Annotated in this window: 18 protein-coding genes; 9 read left to right on the top strand and 9 right to left on the bottom strand. The window is 69.4% G+C overall.

Annotated elements, in window-relative coordinates; all coding sequences use genetic code 11:
* Positions 1-15: 15 nt before the first annotated feature.
* The gene (locus tag TSH64_RS00500; RefSeq protein WP_109095277.1) at positions 16-1,530 is read left to right on the top strand and encodes an HlyD family type I secretion periplasmic adaptor subunit; all 1,515 of its coding nucleotides are present in this window, start codon (positions 16-18) and stop codon (positions 1,528-1,530) included.
* 68 nt (positions 1,531-1,598) lie between these two features.
* Here TSH64_RS00500 and TSH64_RS36715 read toward each other — a convergent pair whose 3' ends face one another.
* The 3 genes from TSH64_RS36715 to TSH64_RS00485 all read right to left on the bottom strand — a co-directional run bounded on the left by TSH64_RS36715 (position 1,599) and on the right by TSH64_RS00485 (position 3,800).
* On the bottom strand, positions 1,599-3,038 hold the full coding sequence (locus TSH64_RS36715) for a carbohydrate-binding domain-containing protein (protein ID WP_348770314.1): 1,440 nt from the start codon (positions 3,036-3,038) through the stop codon (positions 1,599-1,601).
* Between the two features lie 146 nt (positions 3,039-3,184).
* Positions 3,185-3,553, bottom strand: coding sequence for a helix-turn-helix transcriptional regulator (locus TSH64_RS00490; protein ID WP_109095206.1), 369 nt, complete (start codon positions 3,551-3,553; stop codon positions 3,185-3,187).
* Positions 3,546-3,800 carry a type II toxin-antitoxin system RelE/ParE family toxin gene (locus TSH64_RS00485; protein ID WP_109095205.1) on the bottom strand — a complete coding sequence of 85 codons (255 nt, stop codon included), beginning with the start codon at positions 3,798-3,800 and terminating at the stop codon, positions 3,546-3,548. The genes TSH64_RS00490 and TSH64_RS00485 overlap by 8 nt, the downstream gene beginning before the upstream one ends.
* A 128-nt stretch (positions 3,801-3,928) precedes the next feature.
* Here TSH64_RS00485 and TSH64_RS00480 point away from each other — a divergent pair, with 128 nt between their 5' ends.
* Together TSH64_RS00480 and TSH64_RS00475 are read left to right on the top strand one after the other, a co-directional pair.
* Complete coding sequence (locus TSH64_RS00480) at positions 3,929-4,981, top strand: M23 family metallopeptidase (protein WP_109095204.1); 1,053 nt, start codon at positions 3,929-3,931, stop codon at positions 4,979-4,981.
* Positions 4,982-5,170: 189 nt separating this feature from the next.
* Positions 5,171-7,777 carry a right-handed parallel beta-helix repeat-containing protein gene (locus TSH64_RS00475; RefSeq protein WP_109095203.1) on the top strand — a complete coding sequence of 869 codons (2,607 nt, stop codon included), beginning with the start codon at positions 5,171-5,173 and terminating at the stop codon, positions 7,775-7,777.
* A 95-nt stretch (positions 7,778-7,872) separates the two neighbouring features.
* On the opposite strand, the gene TSH64_RS35180 is transcribed toward TSH64_RS00475, so the two are convergent.
* Complete coding sequence (locus tag TSH64_RS35180) at positions 7,873-8,226, bottom strand: hypothetical protein (RefSeq protein ID WP_146207961.1); 354 nt, start codon at positions 8,224-8,226, stop codon at positions 7,873-7,875.
* Here TSH64_RS35180 and TSH64_RS00470 point away from each other — a divergent pair.
* The 3 genes from TSH64_RS00470 to TSH64_RS00460 all read left to right on the top strand — a co-directional run bounded on the left by TSH64_RS00470 (position 8,225) and on the right by TSH64_RS00460 (position 11,718).
* Complete coding sequence (locus TSH64_RS00470) at positions 8,225-8,881, top strand: hypothetical protein (RefSeq protein ID WP_247872680.1); 657 nt, start codon at positions 8,225-8,227, stop codon at positions 8,879-8,881. The two genes, TSH64_RS35180 and TSH64_RS00470, sit on opposite strands and share 2 nt — an antisense overlap.
* A 129-nt stretch (positions 8,882-9,010) precedes the next feature.
* Entirely contained in the window at positions 9,011-10,177 is a 1,167-nt protein-coding gene (locus tag TSH64_RS00465; protein ID WP_109095274.1) for a lysylphosphatidylglycerol synthase transmembrane domain-containing protein, read from the top strand.
* Positions 10,174-11,718, top strand: a complete 1,545-nt coding sequence (locus tag TSH64_RS00460) for a glycosyltransferase (protein ID WP_109095202.1) — start codon at positions 10,174-10,176, stop codon at positions 11,716-11,718. Before TSH64_RS00465 ends, TSH64_RS00460 begins: the two co-directional genes overlap by 4 nt.
* 4 nt (positions 11,719-11,722) lie before the next feature.
* On the opposite strand, the gene TSH64_RS00455 is transcribed toward TSH64_RS00460, so the two are convergent.
* The 5 genes from TSH64_RS00455 to TSH64_RS00435 form a co-directional block, all read right to left on the bottom strand.
* Positions 11,723-11,956: a hypothetical protein gene (locus TSH64_RS00455; RefSeq protein ID WP_109095201.1), complete on the bottom strand. Its 234-nt coding sequence runs from the start codon at positions 11,954-11,956 to the stop codon at positions 11,723-11,725.
* A gap of 58 nt (positions 11,957-12,014) precedes the next feature.
* Positions 12,015-12,239, bottom strand: coding sequence for a hypothetical protein (locus tag TSH64_RS00450; protein ID WP_109095200.1), 225 nt, complete (start codon positions 12,237-12,239; stop codon positions 12,015-12,017).
* Positions 12,240-12,516: 277 nt separating this feature from the next.
* Positions 12,517-14,445 (bottom strand): alkaline phosphatase PhoX, encoded by a 1,929-nt coding sequence (locus tag TSH64_RS00445; RefSeq protein ID WP_109095199.1) that lies wholly within the window; start codon positions 14,443-14,445, stop codon positions 12,517-12,519.
* A gap of 136 nt (positions 14,446-14,581) precedes the next feature.
* Positions 14,582-14,875: a hypothetical protein gene (locus tag TSH64_RS00440; RefSeq protein WP_109095198.1), complete on the bottom strand. Its 294-nt coding sequence runs from the start codon at positions 14,873-14,875 to the stop codon at positions 14,582-14,584.
* A 6-nt stretch (positions 14,876-14,881) separates the two neighbouring features.
* A complete protein-coding gene (locus TSH64_RS00435) occupies positions 14,882-15,496 on the bottom strand; it encodes an NUDIX hydrolase (RefSeq protein WP_109095197.1) in 615 nt (204 codons plus the stop codon).
* A 295-nt stretch (positions 15,497-15,791) separates the two neighbouring features.
* On the opposite strand from TSH64_RS00435, the gene TSH64_RS00430 reads away from it, so the two are divergent.
* The 3 genes from TSH64_RS00430 to TSH64_RS00420 all read left to right on the top strand — a co-directional run bounded on the left by TSH64_RS00430 (position 15,792) and on the right by TSH64_RS00420 (position 19,848).
* Entirely contained in the window at positions 15,792-16,943 is a 1,152-nt protein-coding gene (locus tag TSH64_RS00430; RefSeq protein ID WP_247872679.1) for a sialidase family protein, read from the top strand.
* Positions 16,944-17,013: 70 nt separating this feature from the next.
* Positions 17,014-18,132 (top strand): SRPBCC family protein, encoded by a 1,119-nt coding sequence (locus tag TSH64_RS00425; RefSeq protein WP_109095195.1) that lies wholly within the window; start codon positions 17,014-17,016, stop codon positions 18,130-18,132.
* A gap of 111 nt (positions 18,133-18,243) precedes the next feature.
* Entirely contained in the window at positions 18,244-19,848 is a 1,605-nt protein-coding gene (locus TSH64_RS00420; protein ID WP_247872678.1) for a DUF1800 domain-containing protein, read from the top strand.
* The last annotated feature ends 8 nt before the right edge of the window (positions 19,849-19,856 follow it).

Here is a 19,856-nt window from a genome sequence, read left to right as displayed (position 1 = left end):
GGGGGAATGAACGCCATGAGCAAGACGACCGCCGCGGTGCAGACCACCCCTGCCGGAACAGCCCCTCTTTCCACCCCTCCCGGCATCAAGCCGCCCGCCAACGCGCCGGGCACGCCCGGCGGCCCGCGTCCGCCGACCAAACCCCAGGGCCGGCTGCAGAAGCGCCGCCGCGACGAGATGGATTTCCTGCCCGACGCGCTGGAGATCCTGGAGCGTCCGCCCTCCCCCACCGCGCGCACCTTCACCGCGGTGATCATGCTGGCCTTCACCGCCGCCTGCGCCTGGGCCTGGTTCGGCCATGTCGACGTGGTGGCGGTGGCGCAGGGCCGGGTGGTGCCGAGCGGCCGGACCAAGACCATCCAGCCGATGCAGACCGGCGTCGTCCGCGCCATCGCCGTGGAGGACGGCCAGCTGGTCAAGGCCGGCCAGACCCTGATCGAACTCGACCCGACCGAGGCGGTGGCCGACCGGGGCCGCATCCGCTCCGACCTGTCGGCGGCGCGGGCCGAGGCGGCGCGGCTGCGGGCGGCGCTGGAGGTGGTGAACGGCAACCCAAACGCCGAATTCGCCGCCCCGGCCGGCCTGTCGCCTGAACTGGCGCGGATGCAGGGCCAGCTCCTCGCCAGCCAGATCGCCGAGCAGCGCGCCAAGCTGGCCGCACTCGACCGCGAGCAGGCCCGGCGCGAGGCCGACCGCGCCACCGTGGTGCAGACCATCGCCAAGCTGAACGCCACCCTGCCGCTGATCCGCGAGCGGGCGGAGGCGCTGTACGACCTGTCGAAGCGCGGCACCTCGTCCCGCTTCCAGTATCTCCAGCTCCAGCAGGATCTGGTCGGGCAGGAGCAGGAGCTTCTGGTCCAGAAGATCAAGCTGACGGAGTCCGACGCCTCCATCGCCGCCACCGCCGAGCAGCGCCGCCAGACCGAGGCCGAGTTCCGCCGCCAGCTCTACACCAACCTCGCCGAGGCCGAGCGCAAGGCCGCCTCGCTGGAGCAGGAGCTGGCCAAGGCCGAGCAGCAGGTCGACCTCCTGCGGCTGACGGCACCGGTGGACGGCTATGTCCAGCAGCTGGCCGTGCACACGGTGGGCGGTGTCGTGACCACCGCCCAGCCGGTGATGGTCATCGTGCCGGAGGACAGCCGGCTGGAGGTCGAGGCCTTCATCCCCAACAAGGACATCGGCTTCGTCCAGACCGGACAGGTGGCCGAGGTGAAGGTGGAGGCCTTCTCCTTCACCAAATACGGGCTGATCCCCGGCCGCGTCGCCTCGCTGTCCAGCGACGCCGTGCAACAGCAGCAGCAGGCCGACAAGGGGACGGACAAGAGCACGGCGAAGACGCCGGAAGCGGGATCGGTCTATGCCGCCCGCATCGCGCTGGACCGCGACACGCTGGAGGTGGACGGCAAGCAGACGCGGCTGCAACCCGGCATGACGGTCAGCGCCGAGATCAAGACCGGCCGCCGCCGCATCGCCGACTATCTGCTCTCCCCCCTGTCGCGCAGCGCCCAGGAGGCCATGCACGAGCGGTGAGATGTGTGCCTTCTCGGGGATCCCCCTCTCCCTCCCGGGGAGAGGGGATACGCTCCGGTCTCGGCTCCTTACACCGCCATGTCGTGCGTGTCGTACCAGGCGTGCAGGCCGTGGCCGGCATACTCGAAGGCCGGGAGCAGCTCCGGCGTCCAGCCGGCGCCGTCGGCTGCCACCGGCGAGGCCGCATCGGCCGACACGGCGTGACCCAGCAGGTCGCCGGCCTGAAGCTCCGCCACCTGCGCCTGCGCGGGGGCCTGCACCCCGAACAGGCTCTTGTCGGCGGCGACCACCAGCGTGCCGTTCCACCACATCCCGCTCTGGCCCTTGACCACGTCGTGCCCGTCGAGCGCGCCCTTGTCGTAGGTCACCGCGGCGTCGGTGGCGGCATAGCCGTGGCCGTTGACGCTGACGCTGTTGACGAACAGGTTGCGGTCCTGGCCGCCGGAGAAGCCGTCATTGTCGTACTGGATCTGCACCGTGTGGGCGCTGTCGGCCGACACGGTGGCGGTGAAGGCGTAGTTCTTGGCCGCAGCACCCACCGTGGCGCTGCCGACCGCATGGCCGTCGACCAGCAGGGTGAAATGGGCGTTCACGCCGGCCGCCGCGGTGCCCTTGGCGTTGACCAGGATGGCGGCCGTGGTGGTGGCGGGGGCGCCGGTTCCGGGATCCGGTACCGTCGGCGTCGCCGTCGTGCCATAGAGCTGGCCGATCTTCGCCAGCAGCGCCTGGGTGTTGAGGTCGGTGTAGCCGGTGCCGGCGATCGGCGTGCCGGTCTGCTTCGCCAGCGACAGGAACTCGTCCTGGGTCAGGGCGCTGCCGCGCAGCGCGATGGCCTCCTGCTGGGCGAGCGCCACCGCGGCGGTCACCGAAGGGGCCGAGAAGGAGGAGCCGTTGGCCGTCACCGTCCGCCCGGCCAGATCGGTCAGCCGGATGTCGGTGCCGTCGGCGCAGAGGTCGGTGATGCCCGGATTGCGCTGGGCCCAGCCCGGCATGGTGCCGTCGCCGCCCGACGCGCTGACGCAGATCGTGTTGTGGTCGGCGGCGAAATAGGACACGTCGGTCGCCGTCCCGTTCTGCCCGGCATTGCCGGCGGCGGCCGACACCAGCACCCGCTTGGCGGCGAGGCTCGCCAGCTCGTCCGACAGCAGGGTCGTCATCTCCGACGCGGCGGAGCCGCCGGCCAGGGACAGGTTGACGCCGACGACGTTGTAGTCCGACGCATGGGCCACGACCCATTGCAGCGCCTGCTCGATCGCCGCCCCCGACGCGGTTGAGGTGCCGTCCGGGATCACCTTCAGCGCGACGATGTTGAGGTCCGGCGCCTGCGACAGGATGTTGGAGGTCACCAGGGCGCCATGGGTGTCGGCGTTGGGGTTGCGCGCATCGGCGTCGTTGTTGGCGTAGTCGTGCTGATAGACGATGCGCGACGCGGATTCCCAGGTCGGCGACCAGCCGCTGTCGATGACGACGACCGTCTCGCCCCGGCCGGTATAGGTGCTGTTCGCCATGCTGTCGGTCCCCGTCCTGCTGCCGTCGTCGATGAAGATGCAGGGTGGAGTATGCCGTCTGGCGATGTGGCTTTCGGATGATAAGGACGGGGCGGATTTCGGACGTGGTGCCCCTTATGCGACGGCGCATAGGGGGCGCATGGAGATCAGGTCAGGTCGTCCAACTCCACGCGCAGCGCTTCGGCGATGCGCTTCAAGGCGTCTACCGAGCCCTTCCGCGTGCCGGCCTCGATCTGCGAGACGTAGGACTGCTTGAGGCCGGCGGCTTCGGCGAGTTGGGTCTGCGTCAGGCCGCGGTGGTCGCGGAACACTTTCACAGGGTGCTCTCCCTCGAGCAGTCGTTCCGCGACCTCGTCGGGAAAAGTTTCCGGTGAGGAATGCCGGTAGGCATCGTAAGCCTGGATCGCGGCGGCTTCGTCGGCGGCCTCCAGCAGGCGTTCATATTCGGCAATCGGCAGCACGGCGAAGGCGGCTTTGCCGTTGCCGTCGCGGATGATCTGCGCCGGGCTAGTCATAGATGCCTCCTCTCGGTCCAACATCGATCACGATCAACACCAGAACCCCATCCTCGATGTCGTAGACGACCCGCCAGTCTCCGACGCGCAGCCGGTAGCCGTCGCGGCCCTTGAGCTTCTTCACGTTTCGGGCTGTCGCTGGGTCCGCCGCCACGTCCTGCACTTTTTGACGGATCAGATCCGCGACGTTGCGCGGTATCCGGCGCAAAGCCTTCAAGGCCGCGGCAGTGTATCTGATCGTGTGCATGGCAGAATTATTGCTTTTTGTAATGTACATTGCAATGGCAAGCCGGCAGAGATTGGCCCATGTCCTCAGGCATCCCACCTGTTGGGGACGATCAAGCAAGCTGGAGCTGTATGGTGCGAGGGGTTTGGATGAGGGTGCCGGTCCATTACCGCTGGGGTCTTGCCGCCCTGGCCTTGCTGCCATCGGCGGCCTTCGCCGATTCTCCCGCCGCCCTTTCCGCCGGGGCTCCGGCGCTGGAGGTGCCGGTGCGCTGCCGGATCGGGGCGGACTGCTTTGTCCAGAATTACGTCGATGCCGATCCGGGGCCGGGGATGCGGGACTTCGCCTGCGGGCGGCTGACCTATGACGGGCACAAGGGGACCGATTTCCGGCTGCCCGATCTGGAGGCGATGCGGCGCGGGGTGGCGGTGGTGGCTGCCGCTCCCGGAACGGTGGCGCGCGTGCGCGACGGGATGGACGACGTCAGCATCCGCCAGAGCGGCGGCGCGCCGGCCGGGCGCGAGGCTGGCAATGCGGTGGTGGTCGACCACGGCAATGGCTGGGAGACCCAGTACAGCCACCTGAAACGCGGCAGCATCGCGGTCAAGCCGGGCGACCGGGTGGAGGCCGGCACGCCGCTGGCCCAGGTCGGGCTGTCCGGCAACACCGAATTCCCCCATGTCGATTTCGGCATCCGCCACGACGGCCGTACCCTCGACCCCTATACCGGCAAGGAGGTCGGGGCCGCGGAGGCGCCGGCCTGCACCGCCGATCAGGGCGCCGCGCCGGTGCCGTCGGGCACGCTGTGGAGCGCCGAGGCGCGCCGGACGCTCGCCTACCGGTCGAGTGCCGTGCTCGGCGCCGGTCTGGCGCCCGAGGCGCCGAAGGCGGAGGTGGCCCGGAACGGCGGTTATGGCGGCAAGCCTGTGCCGGCGGACACGCCGGTGCTGGGTGTGTGGACGGAGCTGATGGGCGGGCGGCAGGGCGACCGGGTGACGCTGGAGGTGACCGGCCCAGACGGCCGCCGCCTGTTCCGCAAAGAGGGCGCGGTGCCGCGTCCGCTGGCCGTCCTCTTCTTCGGCACCGAGGTGAAGAAACCCGCCCCTGCCCCCTGGGCGACCGGCTCCTACCGGGTGACGGTGACGCTGAGCCATGGCGAAGAAACGGTGCTGCGGGAGGAGCGGAGGGTCGAGCTGCGCTGACCGGGTTGAGTAAAGTCCGGCGCAGACACCGAAAAAGACAAGGCAAGTGACAACTGCGGCGGCGCGGCCATTTGTCACGAAATGAACACCGCGTTTTCGTACGAAAGAGTATCTCCGAAAGGATGAGGCTACCTCCTTATTAAGTGTTTCTGCCGTGAGATTGCCCGGTATCGGCAAGGCAATCCGGCAATGACAGACACTCAGCAGGCTTTCTACGTCGCGACCAACGGCAACGATTCCTGGTCGGGGCGTTTGGCGGCCCCCAACGCCGACGGCACCGACGGTCCCTTCGCCACGCTGGAACGCGCGCAGGGCGCGATGCGGGCGACCGGCATCCGCGACACCTATGTGCGCGGCGGCACCTATGCCATGGCCCGCACGGTGACGCTGACCGCGGCCGACAACGGCGTGCGCATCATGGCCTTTCCGGGCGAAACGCCGGTGTTCAGCGGCGGCGAGCGGGTCGGCGGCTTCACCGCCATCGGCGGTGGCCTCTATGCCGCGGCGACCTCTGCGACGGGGCTGGACCTCTCCATCGGCGGCATCCGGCAGAAGGTGGCGCAGACCGGCGACTGGAATGCCGGCGATGCCAAGTCCGGCTGGTCGGTGCTGGAGGCGGCGGCCGGCGGCGCCAGCAAAACCAGCCTGCGCATCGGCGCCGGCGACGGGGCGATGGCGGCGGTGCTGGCCGCCGGCGTGCAGCCCGGCACGATGGTCCAGACCTTCGACACAGAGCGGCTGTCCGACAACATCGTCGGCGTCGCCTCCATCGATGCCGGCAGCCGGACCGTCAATTTCACGCAAGCGGCGAAATACGCCCTGCGCAGCGGCGGCACCTACCGCCTGCTGAACGACGACGCCTTCATCCGCGATACCGGCGAATTCGCCTGGAGCGCCGAGACCGGCCGGCTGGTGGTGAAGCCGCAGGACCCCGGCGCCCTGCTGAGCCAGGGTGCCGTGGTGGCGCGGCTGGGAACGCTCATCTCGCTGAACGGGGCGAGCGGCGTCACCCTCCAGGGGCTGACCTTCGCCGACACGACGTGGGACGGCTCGGCCCTGACGCTGACCAACGCGTCTGGCAACAGCATCGCCGGCAACCGCTTCGTCAATGTCGGCACCGGGATGACGCTGACCGGATCGTCGGCCAACGCCATCGAAGCCAACCGGATGGAGCATCTGGGAGCCAGCGGCATCAAGGTCACCTACGGCAGCAACGGCAACCGCATCGGCGCCAACAGCATGGATGGCATCGGCGAGGTGCTGAAGGACGTCGCCGGCATCCAGCTCTACGGCACCAGCGGCACGCTGATCTCCGGCAACGACATCCGCAACAGCACGCGCTACGGCATCTCGATCAAGAACTGGGACGGCGCCACCGTCAACACCGACACGGTGGTGGAGTACAACCGCCTCTACAACACGATGACCGAGACCGCCGACGGCGGCGCCATCGAGATGCTGGGCCGGTCCAACGTCGACACCCGCACGGTCATCCGCGGCAACGACATCCGCAACGTCGGCGGGCTTGCGACCGACGGGTCGGGTTGGCTCGACCGCCAGAAGAGCTTCGGCATCTATCTGGACGACATGGCCAACGGCGTCACCGTCCAGGACAATTTCATCCAGAACACCGGCTGGGCCAGCGTCTTCATCCATGGCGGCGATTCCAACACCGTCACCAACAACTTCGCCACCCTGTCCAACCCGCGCGAACGCTTCATCCGGCTGGAATGGGTGCCGAGCGCCGGCACCATCGGGCTGCTCAGCAACAACCGGGTGACCGGCAACGTCATCTCCTCCTCCACCGGGACGGATTACTGGGAGTTCTGGACCCCCGGCTCCTACACCGTCAGCGGCAACCTGCTGCAGGGCATCCGCGGGCTGAACGGCGGCGACACCCTGTCGTCGGGACTGTTCGCCAACCCGGCGGCCGGCGATTTCCGGCTGGGCAGCGGTGCTGCGGCAGCGCTGGGCATCCATGACCTGGATTGGGGCCGGATGGGCTTCGCTCCCCTGACGGTGCCGGGGATCCCCAGCCCCGGCGCCGGTGGAGGATCGGGAAGCGGGACCGCCCCGGCGACCGGCACGGGCAACACCCCCGCCGCCGCGGCCGGGCCGGCCTTCTCGCCGCTGGCCTACATCGCCTCCTATGCCGACCTGTCGGCCGCCTTCGGCGCCAACGCCGCCGCCGGTGCGGCGCATTACGCGGCCAGCGGCCGGGCGGAAGGCCGGAGCGTGAGTTTCGACCCGCTGGCCTACATCGCCTCCTACGGCGACCTGTCGGCGATTTTCGGTGCCAACGGCGATGCCGGAGCCGCCCATTACATCGGCAGCGGCCGGGCGGAGGGGCGAGCCGTGAGTTTCGATCCGCTGGCCTATATCGCCTCCTATGGCGACCTGACGGCCGCCCTCGGCACCGACCGGACGGCGGCGGCGATGCATTACATCGGCAGCGGCCGGGCGGAGGGGCGGACGGTCAGCTTCAACCCGCTGTCCTATCTGGCGGCCAATGCCGACCTCGCCGCCGCCTTCGGCACCGACACCACCCGGGCCGACCTGCATTACCTGGGCAGCGGCCGGACGGAGGGGCGGAGCACCGGTTTCAATGCCTCGGCCTATCTGGCGGCCAACGCCGACGTGGCGGCGGCCACCGGCGGCGACCTGACGGCGGCGATGCGGCACTACATCCTGAACGGCCGGCTGGAAGGCCGGGCGCTGAGCCCCGCCCCCGCGCGCGCGGGGGCGGCGGGCCTGTTGCCGGACAGCGCCATGCTGGCCGCCGCCGGAATGGGGTGAGCATGCACGGCATCATCGATCCGGGGCGCCCTTCGACCGAGAGGGGCGTTTACCGCAGATTGCAGGAATTAATAAATTTTTAGCCGATAACGACGTTATCCTTCCACGGATACATCCTTTCGTGGGGGGGATAACATGGTTGCCAAGGTTATACCGGAAGGCGCCATGTCGCCGCTCTCGTTGCTGACGAAGCTGAAGTCGGCACCGCCTTCCGCGCCTCCTCCTGCTCCATCCTCCTCTCCCGCATCCTCCAAGACCGCGTCGCCAGCCTCGCCCCAGACCAAGACTGCGGGCGATACGGTGTCGTTGTCGGCACAGGCGATCTCGAAGATGACCGGGGCAGCCGACGCTCCGGGAGGTCCGTCCGCACCGCCGGTCCAGCTGAAGATCGAAGGCGAGCTCAGTTTCGCGGATTTCAAGGCGATGAGTGCGCGCATGGAGAAGGTCATGGATTATCACCTGGCGAGAGGAGAATTCATCCGACAAAGCATGCAGTCGCTGCGCAGCCAGTTCGGCTTCGAGGCGGAGGGCGAAAGCACCGGCAACGTCTTGCTGAGTGGCGAGATCGGCAAGGTCGTGGAGCGGCAGGCGGTGTCGAGGGGCATCGCCATGCCGGAAAAATCCCAGGAGGTGAAGGACTGGGAAGCCAAACGTCAATCGGGAGCGTCGGTACCGCCGGAAGGCTGGGACAAATCCTCCCTGATCACGCTGTTCCTGCCGGGATCCCAGGGAACCGACGACAAGCAGGTGGAGATCTGGCTGGACAACCGGGCCTTCGACAAGCTGGGCAAGATGTCGGCCGACGAGGTCAAGGCCGGTCTGGTCGACATGCTGAACGGTCCCGATGCCGCGGCGTCGCAGGCGGCGGTGGACAATGGTGCGTTCGGTGCCGCGATGCGGGCTGACAGCGAGCACCATTCGGAATTCCAGAAGTCCAAGGCTCGGCTCGGCTTCTTCGATCCCGAGCAGGGGACGAGCGCCCAGCCCTGGCTGATGATCCAGTCGAGAAGCGAACCGGGCTATGTCCAGGAGAATGCCGGCAAGCTGGTCGATACGGTCATGTCGATCCTCAAGGAAGGGGCGGCCGGGCGCACGGCAGGCTGATTCCCCTTCCGCCAGCCCCCCTGCCCGCCAGCCCCCTCTCCCGCCTGACCGGGTGACAAGCCGGGCGTGAGCCGTTACAACGGCCCGTTCGGCGCCGCTGTCCCGCGGCACCCGGATTTCCATGCGGGAATGATGGCCCAGGCTCTGCTCGACACCCCCTTCGCCCAATCGGCGAAGCCCGGTTCCGGCCCGGCTCCCGGTCCGGGGCAACCCAGCCCAGGCCAACCGGATCCGGAGAAGCCGGCCGGACGGCGGTGGCCGGTGCTGGTCAAGCTGGCGGTGACGGTCGCGGTGCTGGGCGCGCTCGCCGCCGGAGCCGACTGGTCCGGCATCGCCGCGCGCCTGTCGGCCGCCGATCCCCTGCTGTTCGCCGCCGGTTTCGCCGTGAAGGCGCTGACCCTCCCCTTCGCCTCGCAGCGGTGGCGGTCGGTCGGCCGCGCCGCCGGATTCTCGCTGACCCGCTGGACCGCCTTCCGCCTGCAGATGGCCAGCGGATTCCTCGGCCAGATCCTGCCGGGATCGGTTGGGGCCGACCTGCTGCGCGGCTGGTTCACCTGGCGGCTCGGCCATCCCGCAGGCCCGGTGATGCTGGCCCTGCTGGTCGACCGGCTGATGGCCCTGCTGGGCGTCGTGCTGATCGGGCTGGTCGGGCTGCCGCATCTGGCCGCGGTGGCACCGCCCGCCGTCGCCGCCACCGTGCTGGCCGGGGCGCTGGTGCTGGCGGTGGCCATGGGGCTTCTGCTGCTGGCCGGGCGCATCCCGCGCGACCGGCTGCCGATCCCGAAGCGGCTGCGCGACGGGGCGCTGGGGCGGACGGTGTGGACCGCCGTGGCGCAGCTGCGCGCCATGGGCGGCAACCCGGCCGCCTGGGCGGCGCTGGGCCACAGCATCGGTGTCCACCTCGCCACCATCGGCGCCACCATCCTGTTCGCCCGCTCCGTCGGCCTGCCGGTCGGCTGGCTCGATGGGCTGGCCATCGTGCCGGCCGCCATCGTCGCCGCAGCATTGCCCGTCTCGCTCGGCGGCTGGGGCGTGCGCGAGGGCGCGATGGTCGCCGGCTTCGCGCTGCTCGGCTTCAATGCCGACGCGGCCCTTCTGGTCTCGCTGCTGATCGGACTGTCGATTGCCGTCCTGTCGCTGCCCGGCGGCGTCTTCTGGCTGCTGCTGCGCAACGAGACCGCCATCCAGCCAGACCACCGGACACCGGCCCAGACACCGTCCCAAACGGCCGACCAAACGTCCCTTCAGACCGCTCCCGGCGGGGCTGAGGCCTTTCCCACGGATTTTTCGCGATGACCGACCAGCCGACCTCGACGCTTTCCCAGCCCGTCACCGTGACGGCTGCCATGCCGGATGCCACGCCCCACGCCGCTGCCGGGACGCGCGGCCTCTCCCCGCGCCAGCAGCGCATCCGTTCGCTGTTCGACGCCATGGCTCCCCTGCGCGACCGCTGGGCCGAGCGCAACCGCGCCTTCCATGACGCCGACCGCGCCTATCTGCGCTTCCTGATTCCGGAAGGGGCGACGGTGCTGGAGATCGGCTGCGGCGTCGGCGACACGCTGGCGGCGCTGAAGCCGGCGCGCGGCGTCGGCATCGACCTCAGCCCGGCGACCATCGCCGAGGCCAAGGCCCGCCATCCGCAGCTGGAGCTGATCGCCGCCGATGCCGAGGATCCGGCGACCATCGACAGCATAGCGGCCATTGGAGGGCCGTTCAGCCACATCCTGCTGTCGGGCACCATCGGCTTCCTGGACGACATCGAGGAGACGCTGCGCCTGCTGCGCCGGGTCGCGACGCCGAAGACCCGCATCATCGTCAGCTACCATTCGCGCGTCTGGGAACCGATTCTGTGGGCGGCGGAGAAGCTCGGGATGCGCATGCCGCAGGGCAAGCAGAACTGGCTGTCGACCAGCGACATCGTCAACCTGCTGGATCTGGCCGGCTGGGAGCCGGTGCGCCGCGAATGGCGCCAGCTGATCCCGAAGCGGCTGCTCGGGCTCGGCACGCTGGTCAACCGCTACATCGCCCCCCTGCCCGGCATCCGCCGGCTGTGCGTGCGCAACTATGTCGTCGCCCGGCCGCAACCCACCGTCGAGGCGGTGACGGTCGACGGCAAGCCGGCTTCGGTCACCGTGCTGATCCCCTGCCGCAACGAGCGCGGCAACATCGAGAACGCCATCCGCCGGCTGCCCCGCTTCGCTCCCGACGTCGAGGTGATCTATGTCGAGGGCAACAGCCAGGACAACACCTACGAGGAATGCCTGCGAGTCCGCGACGCCTATCCCGACTGGGACATCAAGGTCATGAAGCAGCCCGGCAAGGGCAAGGGCGACGCGGTGCGCGCCGGCTTCAATGTGGCGCGCGGCGACATCCTGATCATCCTCGACGCCGACCTGACGGTGCCGCCGGAGACGATGGGGAAATTCTACCAGGCGATGGTGTCGGGGCGCGGCGAATTCGTGAACGGCACGCGGCTCGTCTACCCGATGGCGCCGGAGGCGATGCGTTTCCTGAACTTCCTGGCCAACCGGGCCTTCGCGCGCATCTTCTCCTTCCTGCTGAACCAGCGCTTCACCGACACGCTGTGCGGCACCAAGGTGCTGTGGCGCAAGGATTACGAGACCATCGTCGCCAACCGCCATTACTTCGGCGACTTCGACCCGTTCGGCGACTTCGACCTGATCTTCGGCGCTGCCAAGCAGAACCTGAAGATCGTCGAGGTGCCGGTGCGCTACGCCGACCGCAGCTATGGCGAAACCCAGATCTCCCGCTTCACCCACGGCTGGCTCTTGGCCCGCATGGTGGTGTTCGCCTGGAAGAAGCTGAAGGCTTTCTGAGCCTTCACACCGGTTCGGCGGCGGCGAGCGGCAGGAAGGCCTGATAGCCGTCGCGCTGTTCGGTCAGGTTCAGCAGCAGGTCGGTCAGGCTGTCGCGGGCGAAAATGTCGGTGGTCGAGGCCAGCCGGCGGCGGACGACGGCGATGAACTCCTCCAGCACGTCCAGGTGCAGGGTGGCTGAGGCGAGAACGTCCTGAGCGATGGGAGCGGCGGTGGGAGCAGCGTTCTGGGCGGTCATGATGGCGGTCTTTCGCGGAAGGAAGAGGGGGCGGCGGGAGCGGGCCGGAGCGGCCGGATCAGGCGGCGAGCGCGGTGACGATGGGGTCGGCGGCGGCGAGAACGGAGCGGTAGGTCTCGCGCTGCTCGGTCAGGCCGGCGAGCAGGTCGGCCAGGCTGTCGCGGGTGAAATCGCTGGTGCTGCCGTCCAGCTTCGACTGGGTGATCGCGATGAACTCATCGACCACATCCAGGTGCAGGGAAGCAGAAGCGAAGATGCCGGCGGCGCATTCGATCTTGGACATGGTGGCGATCCCTGTATTCGAGGTGGAGGCTCTTGCCCGTTCTGATGAGCTTATTGAGCCATTCCGCCAGTTAACGAGGTGTTAAGATCACCGATTGGTCCTAGGTCGATTGGTGATTACCTCTTCCAAGAAAAACGCAGCTGCGCGATTTGGCGGTAGTGTTACTTCTTTCGATGCGGCCATGAACGATGCAGGCATGAAAAAACGCGGCCGGTTGCCCGGCCGCGTTCTTCCCTGCCCTTCCAGCCCCCGCAGAGACCCTGCCCGGCTGTGTTTCTCAGACCGCCTGCGGCAGCCCGTGGATGTAGCCGACGCCGCCGCTGCGGCGGTTGCGGTAGGCATCGTCGATCAGGCCGGCGACGCTGTCCTTGACCTTGTCGTGCAGGCCCTTCTCCCAGTCGCCGGGGTGCTGGAAGTTGCTCATGATGTAGGAGAAGCCGTTGACGTCGTCGACCGCCTGCAGGCCGGTCGACTCCGCGCCCGCCGGGCAGGACAGCAGGCGGGACAGCTGCTTGGTGTCGACGTTGTAGGCCCACAGGAAGTTGTTGACGTGGGCGCCGCTGTCCTCGCCGATCAGCAGCGTGCGCAGCTTCTCGGAGAATTTCAGGTTGTCGGGGTTGGCGATGCGGTCGGCGTCGGCGGTGTTGCCGATGGCGTCCGGGGTGGCGAGGTCACGGCCAACCAGGGCCGGGACGGCGCTGAAATGCACCGGCACCCACTCGCTGTCGATGGCCGCACCGGCCATGTCGGTCTGGCCGGCCTTCATCGGCAGCTGATAGACGGCGCCGGCGTTGATGGCGTCGACCTTGATGCCGCTCTTGCCGTCGCTCATCGACTTGTACATGTAGGACACCGCCATGTAGGCGGTCTTGTCCTTGGCGTTGACGGTGACGCCCTCCAGCTTGGTGAGCGCCAGCGTGGCGCCGACGGTGGGGGCGTAGCGGTGGGTCTCCAGGAAGGCGGCGGCCTTCTCCATGCCCGGCTTGAACTTGACCCATTGGGTCTTGCCGCTGAAGGGGATGAGGGTGAAGGACGGGTCCTTTGGATCCTCCTTCTTCACCTCGACGATGTCGGCGGCCTTCAGGCTGTCGGCCAGCTTTTCGATCTCGGCGCTGGTGGCATGGCCCAGCTTGACCCACTTCAGGCCGAAGGCGCCGCCCTTGTCGAGATCCTTGCCGGCCTCCTGCTCCATCTTCGCGGCATAGAGGGTGCCGGCGGAGAGGTCCTTGGCCTTGTCGGCGATGAACATGAACAGGCCGCCGTTGGTGGCGTCGTCGCCCATCAGCACGGTGCGCTCGTCCGGCATCACCTGCACCAGCTCGTGCGAGATGCGGCCGAGGCAATAGTGCTTCTTGATGCTGCCGGTGCCGTCCAGGTTCACCGTCACTTCCGGCAGGTGGCCGTAATGGTACGGGTTGGCCTTGGTCTCGTCGCCGAACAGGTTCTTGCTGTAGGCGCGGAACTGGTCGTCGAGCGCGGCCGCGTCCGGCTCGTACTCCTCGCTCGACAGGTGGGTGTTCCAGGGCGACAGGCTGGCGCCGCAGGTGATCCACAGGCCGTGCACGCCGCTGGTGTCGACATTGTGGTACTGCACCAGCTTGAGCGCGCCCGTCTCCTTGTTCTGGTCCAGCGTCAGGACGGCGATCGGCGACGGCAGCTTGCCGTACATCGAGGCGTCCTTGGAATCGCGGGTGGTGTATTCGAACTGGACGACGGCGAACAGCGTGTTGCCGGTGACGCCGGCCACCTTGGCGCCGGGGATCGGGGCCAGCAGGTTGCAGCCGTCCGGGCAGTCGGAGAAGAACTGCGACGGGGTCGCCAGCGAGGCGTCCAGGATCGGCTTGCCGGCGATGTCGACGTAGCCGCCGGCCAGGATGGTGCCGCCCTTGCCGTCCGGAACGTGATCGCCGGTGATGAACAGCGGCTGGTAGCCGAGCGCGAAGCTCTGCTTGGAACCGTCGGCCCAGGTCACGACCATGCTGGATTCGACCGTGGTCTTCGCCTGCGCCGCGGCGGCGGTGGGGGCGGCCATGCCGACGAACTCGACGGCGACCGGCGCACCCTTGGCGGCGGCGGCCTCGGCGCCCGAGGCGAACAGCAGCTCGCCGGCGCCGATGCCGGCGACCGGCAGCAGCGGCAGCCCGGCGAGGGCGCGGAGCACCGAACGGCGCGACGTTTCAGGCAGATGGACGGACAGATCGGTCATGGCGGATGTCTCCCGAACCCTCATCAGGGCAAGCGGCTGGCATGCGGCGCGCCGCCGGGCCATGGGAGCCCGTTCGGCGCAGCCTTGTTCTTGGCGAGCGTCGGGAAGCTACCGCGGGGATGTTACAGTTTGACGGTCAGCGGGCGCTGAGCATGCAGGTGCGGTCCGACGGCATCGGCAGCGCCACCGGCTTGCCGTCCGCCCCGGTGCCGCGCACCACGCGTCCGCCGGCTTTCCCGCCGGCTGCCGGCTGTTCTGCGATCTCCGGGTCGGTGACCTGGCCGGCGACCGTCCATTGCCGGGTCTGCGGGTCCTGGCAGCGCAGCTCGTAGCGGCCCTTCATCGGCTCGGCGGCGGCGGGCGAGGCGGTCGGGAGGGCGGCGGCCAGGAGCAGGGCGGCCATCAGGGGCATATGGGGAGAGCGGATCATCCGGCTTTATCCTTGGCTGCTTGTGTCCGGTGACTGGGGACGGGAGACCGCCCGGGCGATCTCGGCCTGCCAGACCATGCTGACCAGGGCGATCTGGGTCAGCAGATGCATCTCGCCGCGGCCGATGGCCTCCTGCAGCTCCGTCCGCGTCAGGAACAGGATCTCGGTGTCCTCCAGATCGTCGGAGACCGGATCGGCGACCCGGCGGCAGCCGGTGGCATGGAACATGTGCGACCAGGCCCCGCCCTGGTTGGCGTTGACGATATAGGCGCCGAGGTCGGTCCAGGCCTCCGCTTCCATCCCCGTCTCCTCCATCAGTTCGCGCCTGGCGGCGGCCAGCGGATCCTCGCCGGGCGACAGATGCCCGCCTGGAAACACCAGCCCGACCTTGCGCGGGCCGTGGCGGTATTGGCGGTAGGTGACGATCCGCCCGTCCGCCGTCTCGGCGAAGATGCAGGCGAAGGAGGGCTGGTCGAACTGGTAGTAATCGTCGATCCGCCGCCCGTCCGGCAGCTCCACCGTCTCGACCCGGACCTTCAGGAACGGATCGGCGTCCAGCAGCTCGCGGCTGCCCAGCACGGTCCAGGGTCGGTGCAGGCGGTAGGGGCGGTGTCCGGGCATAGGCTGGGCTGTTCTGTGTCAGGTGCGGTTGGCCCTATCGCCTATCAGCCCCCGCCCACCGGCGTCCAGTCCCCCTCATGGGGAAGGACCGGGATGGGGCTTCAGGCCGCCGCGGAGAGCCGGTTCACGAAGGGGCCAGCCCGTCCGCCGAAACTCCCGCCGCCTCCAGCCCCTGCGGGCCGTCGGGCCGGAACCGTCGGCCTTCGCCTTGCCGCTCTGCTGCCGAGGCGCGGCGTTACGGGTTATAAGCCTTGCGGTCTTGTGAGGACTGAAGAAGGCAGGGAATCCGATGGCCATGACCGGTGTCGAGCATCGCGTGCTGTACCGCGACCCGCGTTTCTATGCGTCCTTCCCGTCGCTGGCCCCGACCGTGCCGGGACAGGAGGGAACGATGCTGCTGGCCTTCCGGCGGGCCCGCGACCATCGCTGGCTGCGCGGGGCAGAATACCGGGCGGGAGAGACCGGGTTCAACCATGTCGACCATCTCGATTCCCGCTCCCATACCGTCCTGCTGCGGCTCGGCCCCGATGCGGAGCCGCTGGGAGAGGAAACGGCCCTGCCCGCCGATCCGCAGGCGGCCGACCAGGACGCCAGCCTGCTCATTCTTCGCGACGGCCGCATCCTGCTGACCGGATTCCGCTGGTATCCGGTGCCGTCGTCCCAGGGGGACGCGCTGCGCGCGCTGGGGATCGGGCTGACCGGCAACCCGCAGAAGACCGGCGACCTCTACATCTTCTGGGGCGGCTACAGCCGGCACAGCGACGATGGCGGGCGGAGCTGGACCGCGCACCGCGACCTGCCCCCGCTGCCCGGCCATCCCGACATCGTGCCGGGCCGGCGGCCCTTCCATGGCGGGGCGGTGCGCGGCCGGGCGGTGGAGGCGCCGGACGGCACGATCCTGCAGACCGGCTACACCCACCACCCCTCCACCGGCACCTATGCCAGCCATCTCTTCGCCTCCACCGACCGGGGGGAAAGCTGGGGGCACCGGGCGGTCATCGCCATCGATCCCGAGGCCAGGGCCGGCTTCTGCGAGACGGCGCTGCATCTGGACGCCGACGGCGTGCTGCACGCCTTCCACCGCACCACCGGGCTGGACGACCATCTGGCGACCTCGCGCTCCACCGACATGGGCCACAGCTGGGAGCCCTGGCGGCGCCATGCGGTGGTCGGCCATCCCTATGACGCCTGCCCGCTGCCGGATGGCCGGCTGCTGCTCGCCGGCGGCTACCGCCATGCGCCCTATGGAGTCCGCGCCCGCCTCTACGACCCGCGCCGCCAGCAGCCGGACGAGGGGACGGAGTTGGTGCTGCGCGACGACGGGCCGGCACCGGATCTGGGATATCCCTGGGCGGCGGTGCTGCCGGACGGCCGTGCCATGGTCGCCTATTACATCTGCGACGCCACGGGGCTGCGCGGGATCGAGGCGACGCTGTTCCGGCCGTGAGGGGAGAGAGTGCCTGCGACCCGCTGTGCCCTGGACCGGCCGGCGGGGCGCAGGCTACCCTTCCTGCATCATGGAAAGCCCCCTCCCCTTCTTCGCCGCCAAGGCCGTTCCCGGCATCGCCCCCGCCGCCTACCACGACCCGGAGATCTTCCGGGCGGAGGAGGAGCGGGTCTTCCGCCGGTCCTGGGTTTTCGCCGGCTTCACCGACGACCTCGCCCGGCCCAACGACTATCTGACCCGGCGCATCGGCGGGCTGGATGTGCTGGTGCAGAATTTCGAGGGGGAACTGCGGGGCTTCCGCAATGTCTGCACCCACCGCTTCGCCCTGATCCACCGGGCGCAGCGCGGCAACGGCATGCTGCGCTGCGGCTATCATGGCTGGACCTTCGACCGCGACGGCGTGCCCTATGGCATCCCCGGCAACGAGGCGAATTTCGGTCTCGACCGGGAGGGCCGCTGCGGCCGCTCCCTGACCCCGGTGGCGGTGGGGGTGTGCGGGCGCTTCGTCTTCCTGCGGGTGGCGGCGGAGGGGCCGGATCTCGACGACTGGCTGGGCGTCACTGCCGACGTGCTGCGCCATGCCTCGGAGATCTTCGTCCGCTCCTTCGACGAGCAATCGATGGAGTGGGCCGCCAACTGGAAGATGGGGGTGGAAAGCGTGCTGGAGGTCTATCACGCCGACCTCACCCACCCGACCACCTTCCGCAAGCTGGTGAAGGGCGACTGGCGCTGCGACTATGACGGCGCCCATTCCCGCGGCGTCACGTCGGTGTCGGACAGGAGTGCCCGCTGGTGGGACGGCGTGTCGGACCGGCTGGGCTTCCGCCCCAGCCCGGTTTTGCGCGAGTACGACCACCTGCACATCTTCCCCAACCTGGAGATCGGCTTCACCCGCGGTGCTGTGATGAGCGTCCAGACCTACGATCCGCGGGGGCCCGACCGCTGCGCGCTGAGCCTCCGCCTGTTCCTGGCCGATCCGGACGGCGATGCCGGCAGGGGCGGTCCCGCCGCCCGCCGCCTGATCGAGGAGGGTGCCCGCGACCTCAACGTCGCCCTGCTGCGCGAGGACCAAGAGGCGTCGGAGCTGGCCTTCCGGGGGTGCCGCCAGACGGACCGCCCGGCGATGCTCGGCCTGAACGAGGAGCGCATCCAGCAGTTCCACGCGGTGTGGCGGGGAATGATGGGCTGACGCCGTCTCCCCCCTGCCGCCGCTTTTTTGTCGCTGTCCGGGGAACTGGGGGTCTGTCATCATCGGGCAGGGGGCTTGGTCGTCGGAGGTTCATCCACCATGGGCGGCACCATGACGATTCCCCCTGCCGTCGTTTTCGGCCGGCTTGCCTTCGGTCCACGAACCGCGGAAATCGGCGCCGGTGATATCGATACCGGCCGGCCCGACTGGCTGGCCCGCTGGCTCGACCGGCAGCTGTCTCCCGATCTTTCCTCCGATGGTCATGACGACCCCGAGGTCGAGCGCCATCTCGCAGCTGCCAGGCTGCGCATCCGCTATCCCGCCGGGGACGGCTGGGAAGCGGTGGACGAGGACCGGCCGCTGGCCTGCCTGAGCCAACCCATCGAGGCGCTGTGGCCGCTGGCCGCCAACCGTCCGGCGGTCGCCGGTCCGGAGCGGCAGAGGCCGCGGCTGGAGACCGCAGCCGCCACCCTGATCCGCGCCGTCCACAGCCGCTGGCAGCTGCGCGAGGTGCTGGTCGATTTCTGGCACAACCATTTCAACGTCAACGCGGCGGGCGAGCCGGCGGTGGCCGCCGCCCTCCCCGTCTATGACCGCGACGTGATCCGCCGCCATGCGCTGGGCAATTTCCGCGCCTTCCTGGAGGCGGTGGCGACCAGCAGCGCCATGCAGGTCTATCTGAACAACCGCTCGTCCCGTGCCGGCGCCGCCAACGAGAACTACGCCCGCGAACTGTTCGAGCTGCACGGGCTGGGGCGCGACGCCTATCTGAACGCGCTCTACAACCGCTGGCGCGACGTGCCGGGGGCGCTGCGCGGCGCCCCCGACGGCTACATCGACCAGGATGTCTACGAGGCCGCCCGCGCCTTCACCGGCTGGACGCTGGAGGACGGCGCCGGGCTGGGCGGCGATGCCAGGCTGCCGGTGACCGGCCGCTTCACCTATGTCGAGGGCTGGCACGACAGTTACCAGAAGCGGGTGCTGGGGCGGGAGTTCGACCCCTTCCAGTCGCCGATGGACGACGGGCGCCGCGTGCTCGACCTCGTCGCCGACCATCCGGCGACAGCGCGCAACCTCTGCACCGCGCTGTGCCGCCGGCTGGTCGCCGACGATCCGCCGGCCGGGCTGGTCGCCCTGGCGGCGCGGGTGTGGACGGAGAGCCGCAGCAAGCCGGACCAGATCGCCCGCGTCGTCCGCGCCATCGCGCTGTCCCCCGACTTCGCCCGGATCCGCGATGCCAAGGTGAAGCGCCCGCTGGAGCTGGTGGCGTCCTTCGCCCGCGGCGCCGGCATCGATCTCGTCCCCACCAACGCCCTGCTGGGCGAGCTGGACGGCAGCGGCCAGCGGCTGTTCGGCTGGCCCGCCCCGGTCGGCCATCCCGACCGGATGGAGGCATGGCTGGGAGCCGCCGCCATGCGCCGGCGCTGGTCGCTGCTGCTCGGGCTGGCGGAGAACCGCTGGGAGACCGGGGCCATCGACCTCGCTGCCCGTTTCCCGGCCCCGCTGTCGGCCGCGGCGGCGGTGGACCGCTGGCAGGAGATCCTGCATGGCGGCGAGCCGGAGCGGGCGACCACCGCCGCCATCCTGTCCGGCATGGGGCTGGCGGCCGACGCGATTCTGACGCCCGGCACGACGGCGGGCGCCAAGACCGACGATGGCCGGCTGCGGCGGGTCGCCGCCTTCGTGGCGATGGCGCCACGCTTCAACCAGCGTTGAGGGAGGCT

The sequence above is a fragment of the Azospirillum sp. TSH64 genome (genome assembly GCF_003116035.1).
Taxonomy (GTDB): domain Bacteria; phylum Pseudomonadota; class Alphaproteobacteria; order Azospirillales; family Azospirillaceae; genus Azospirillum.
The sequence above is the reverse complement of the archived record's forward strand: the minus strand, read 5'-3'. Positions and strand labels throughout refer to the sequence as shown.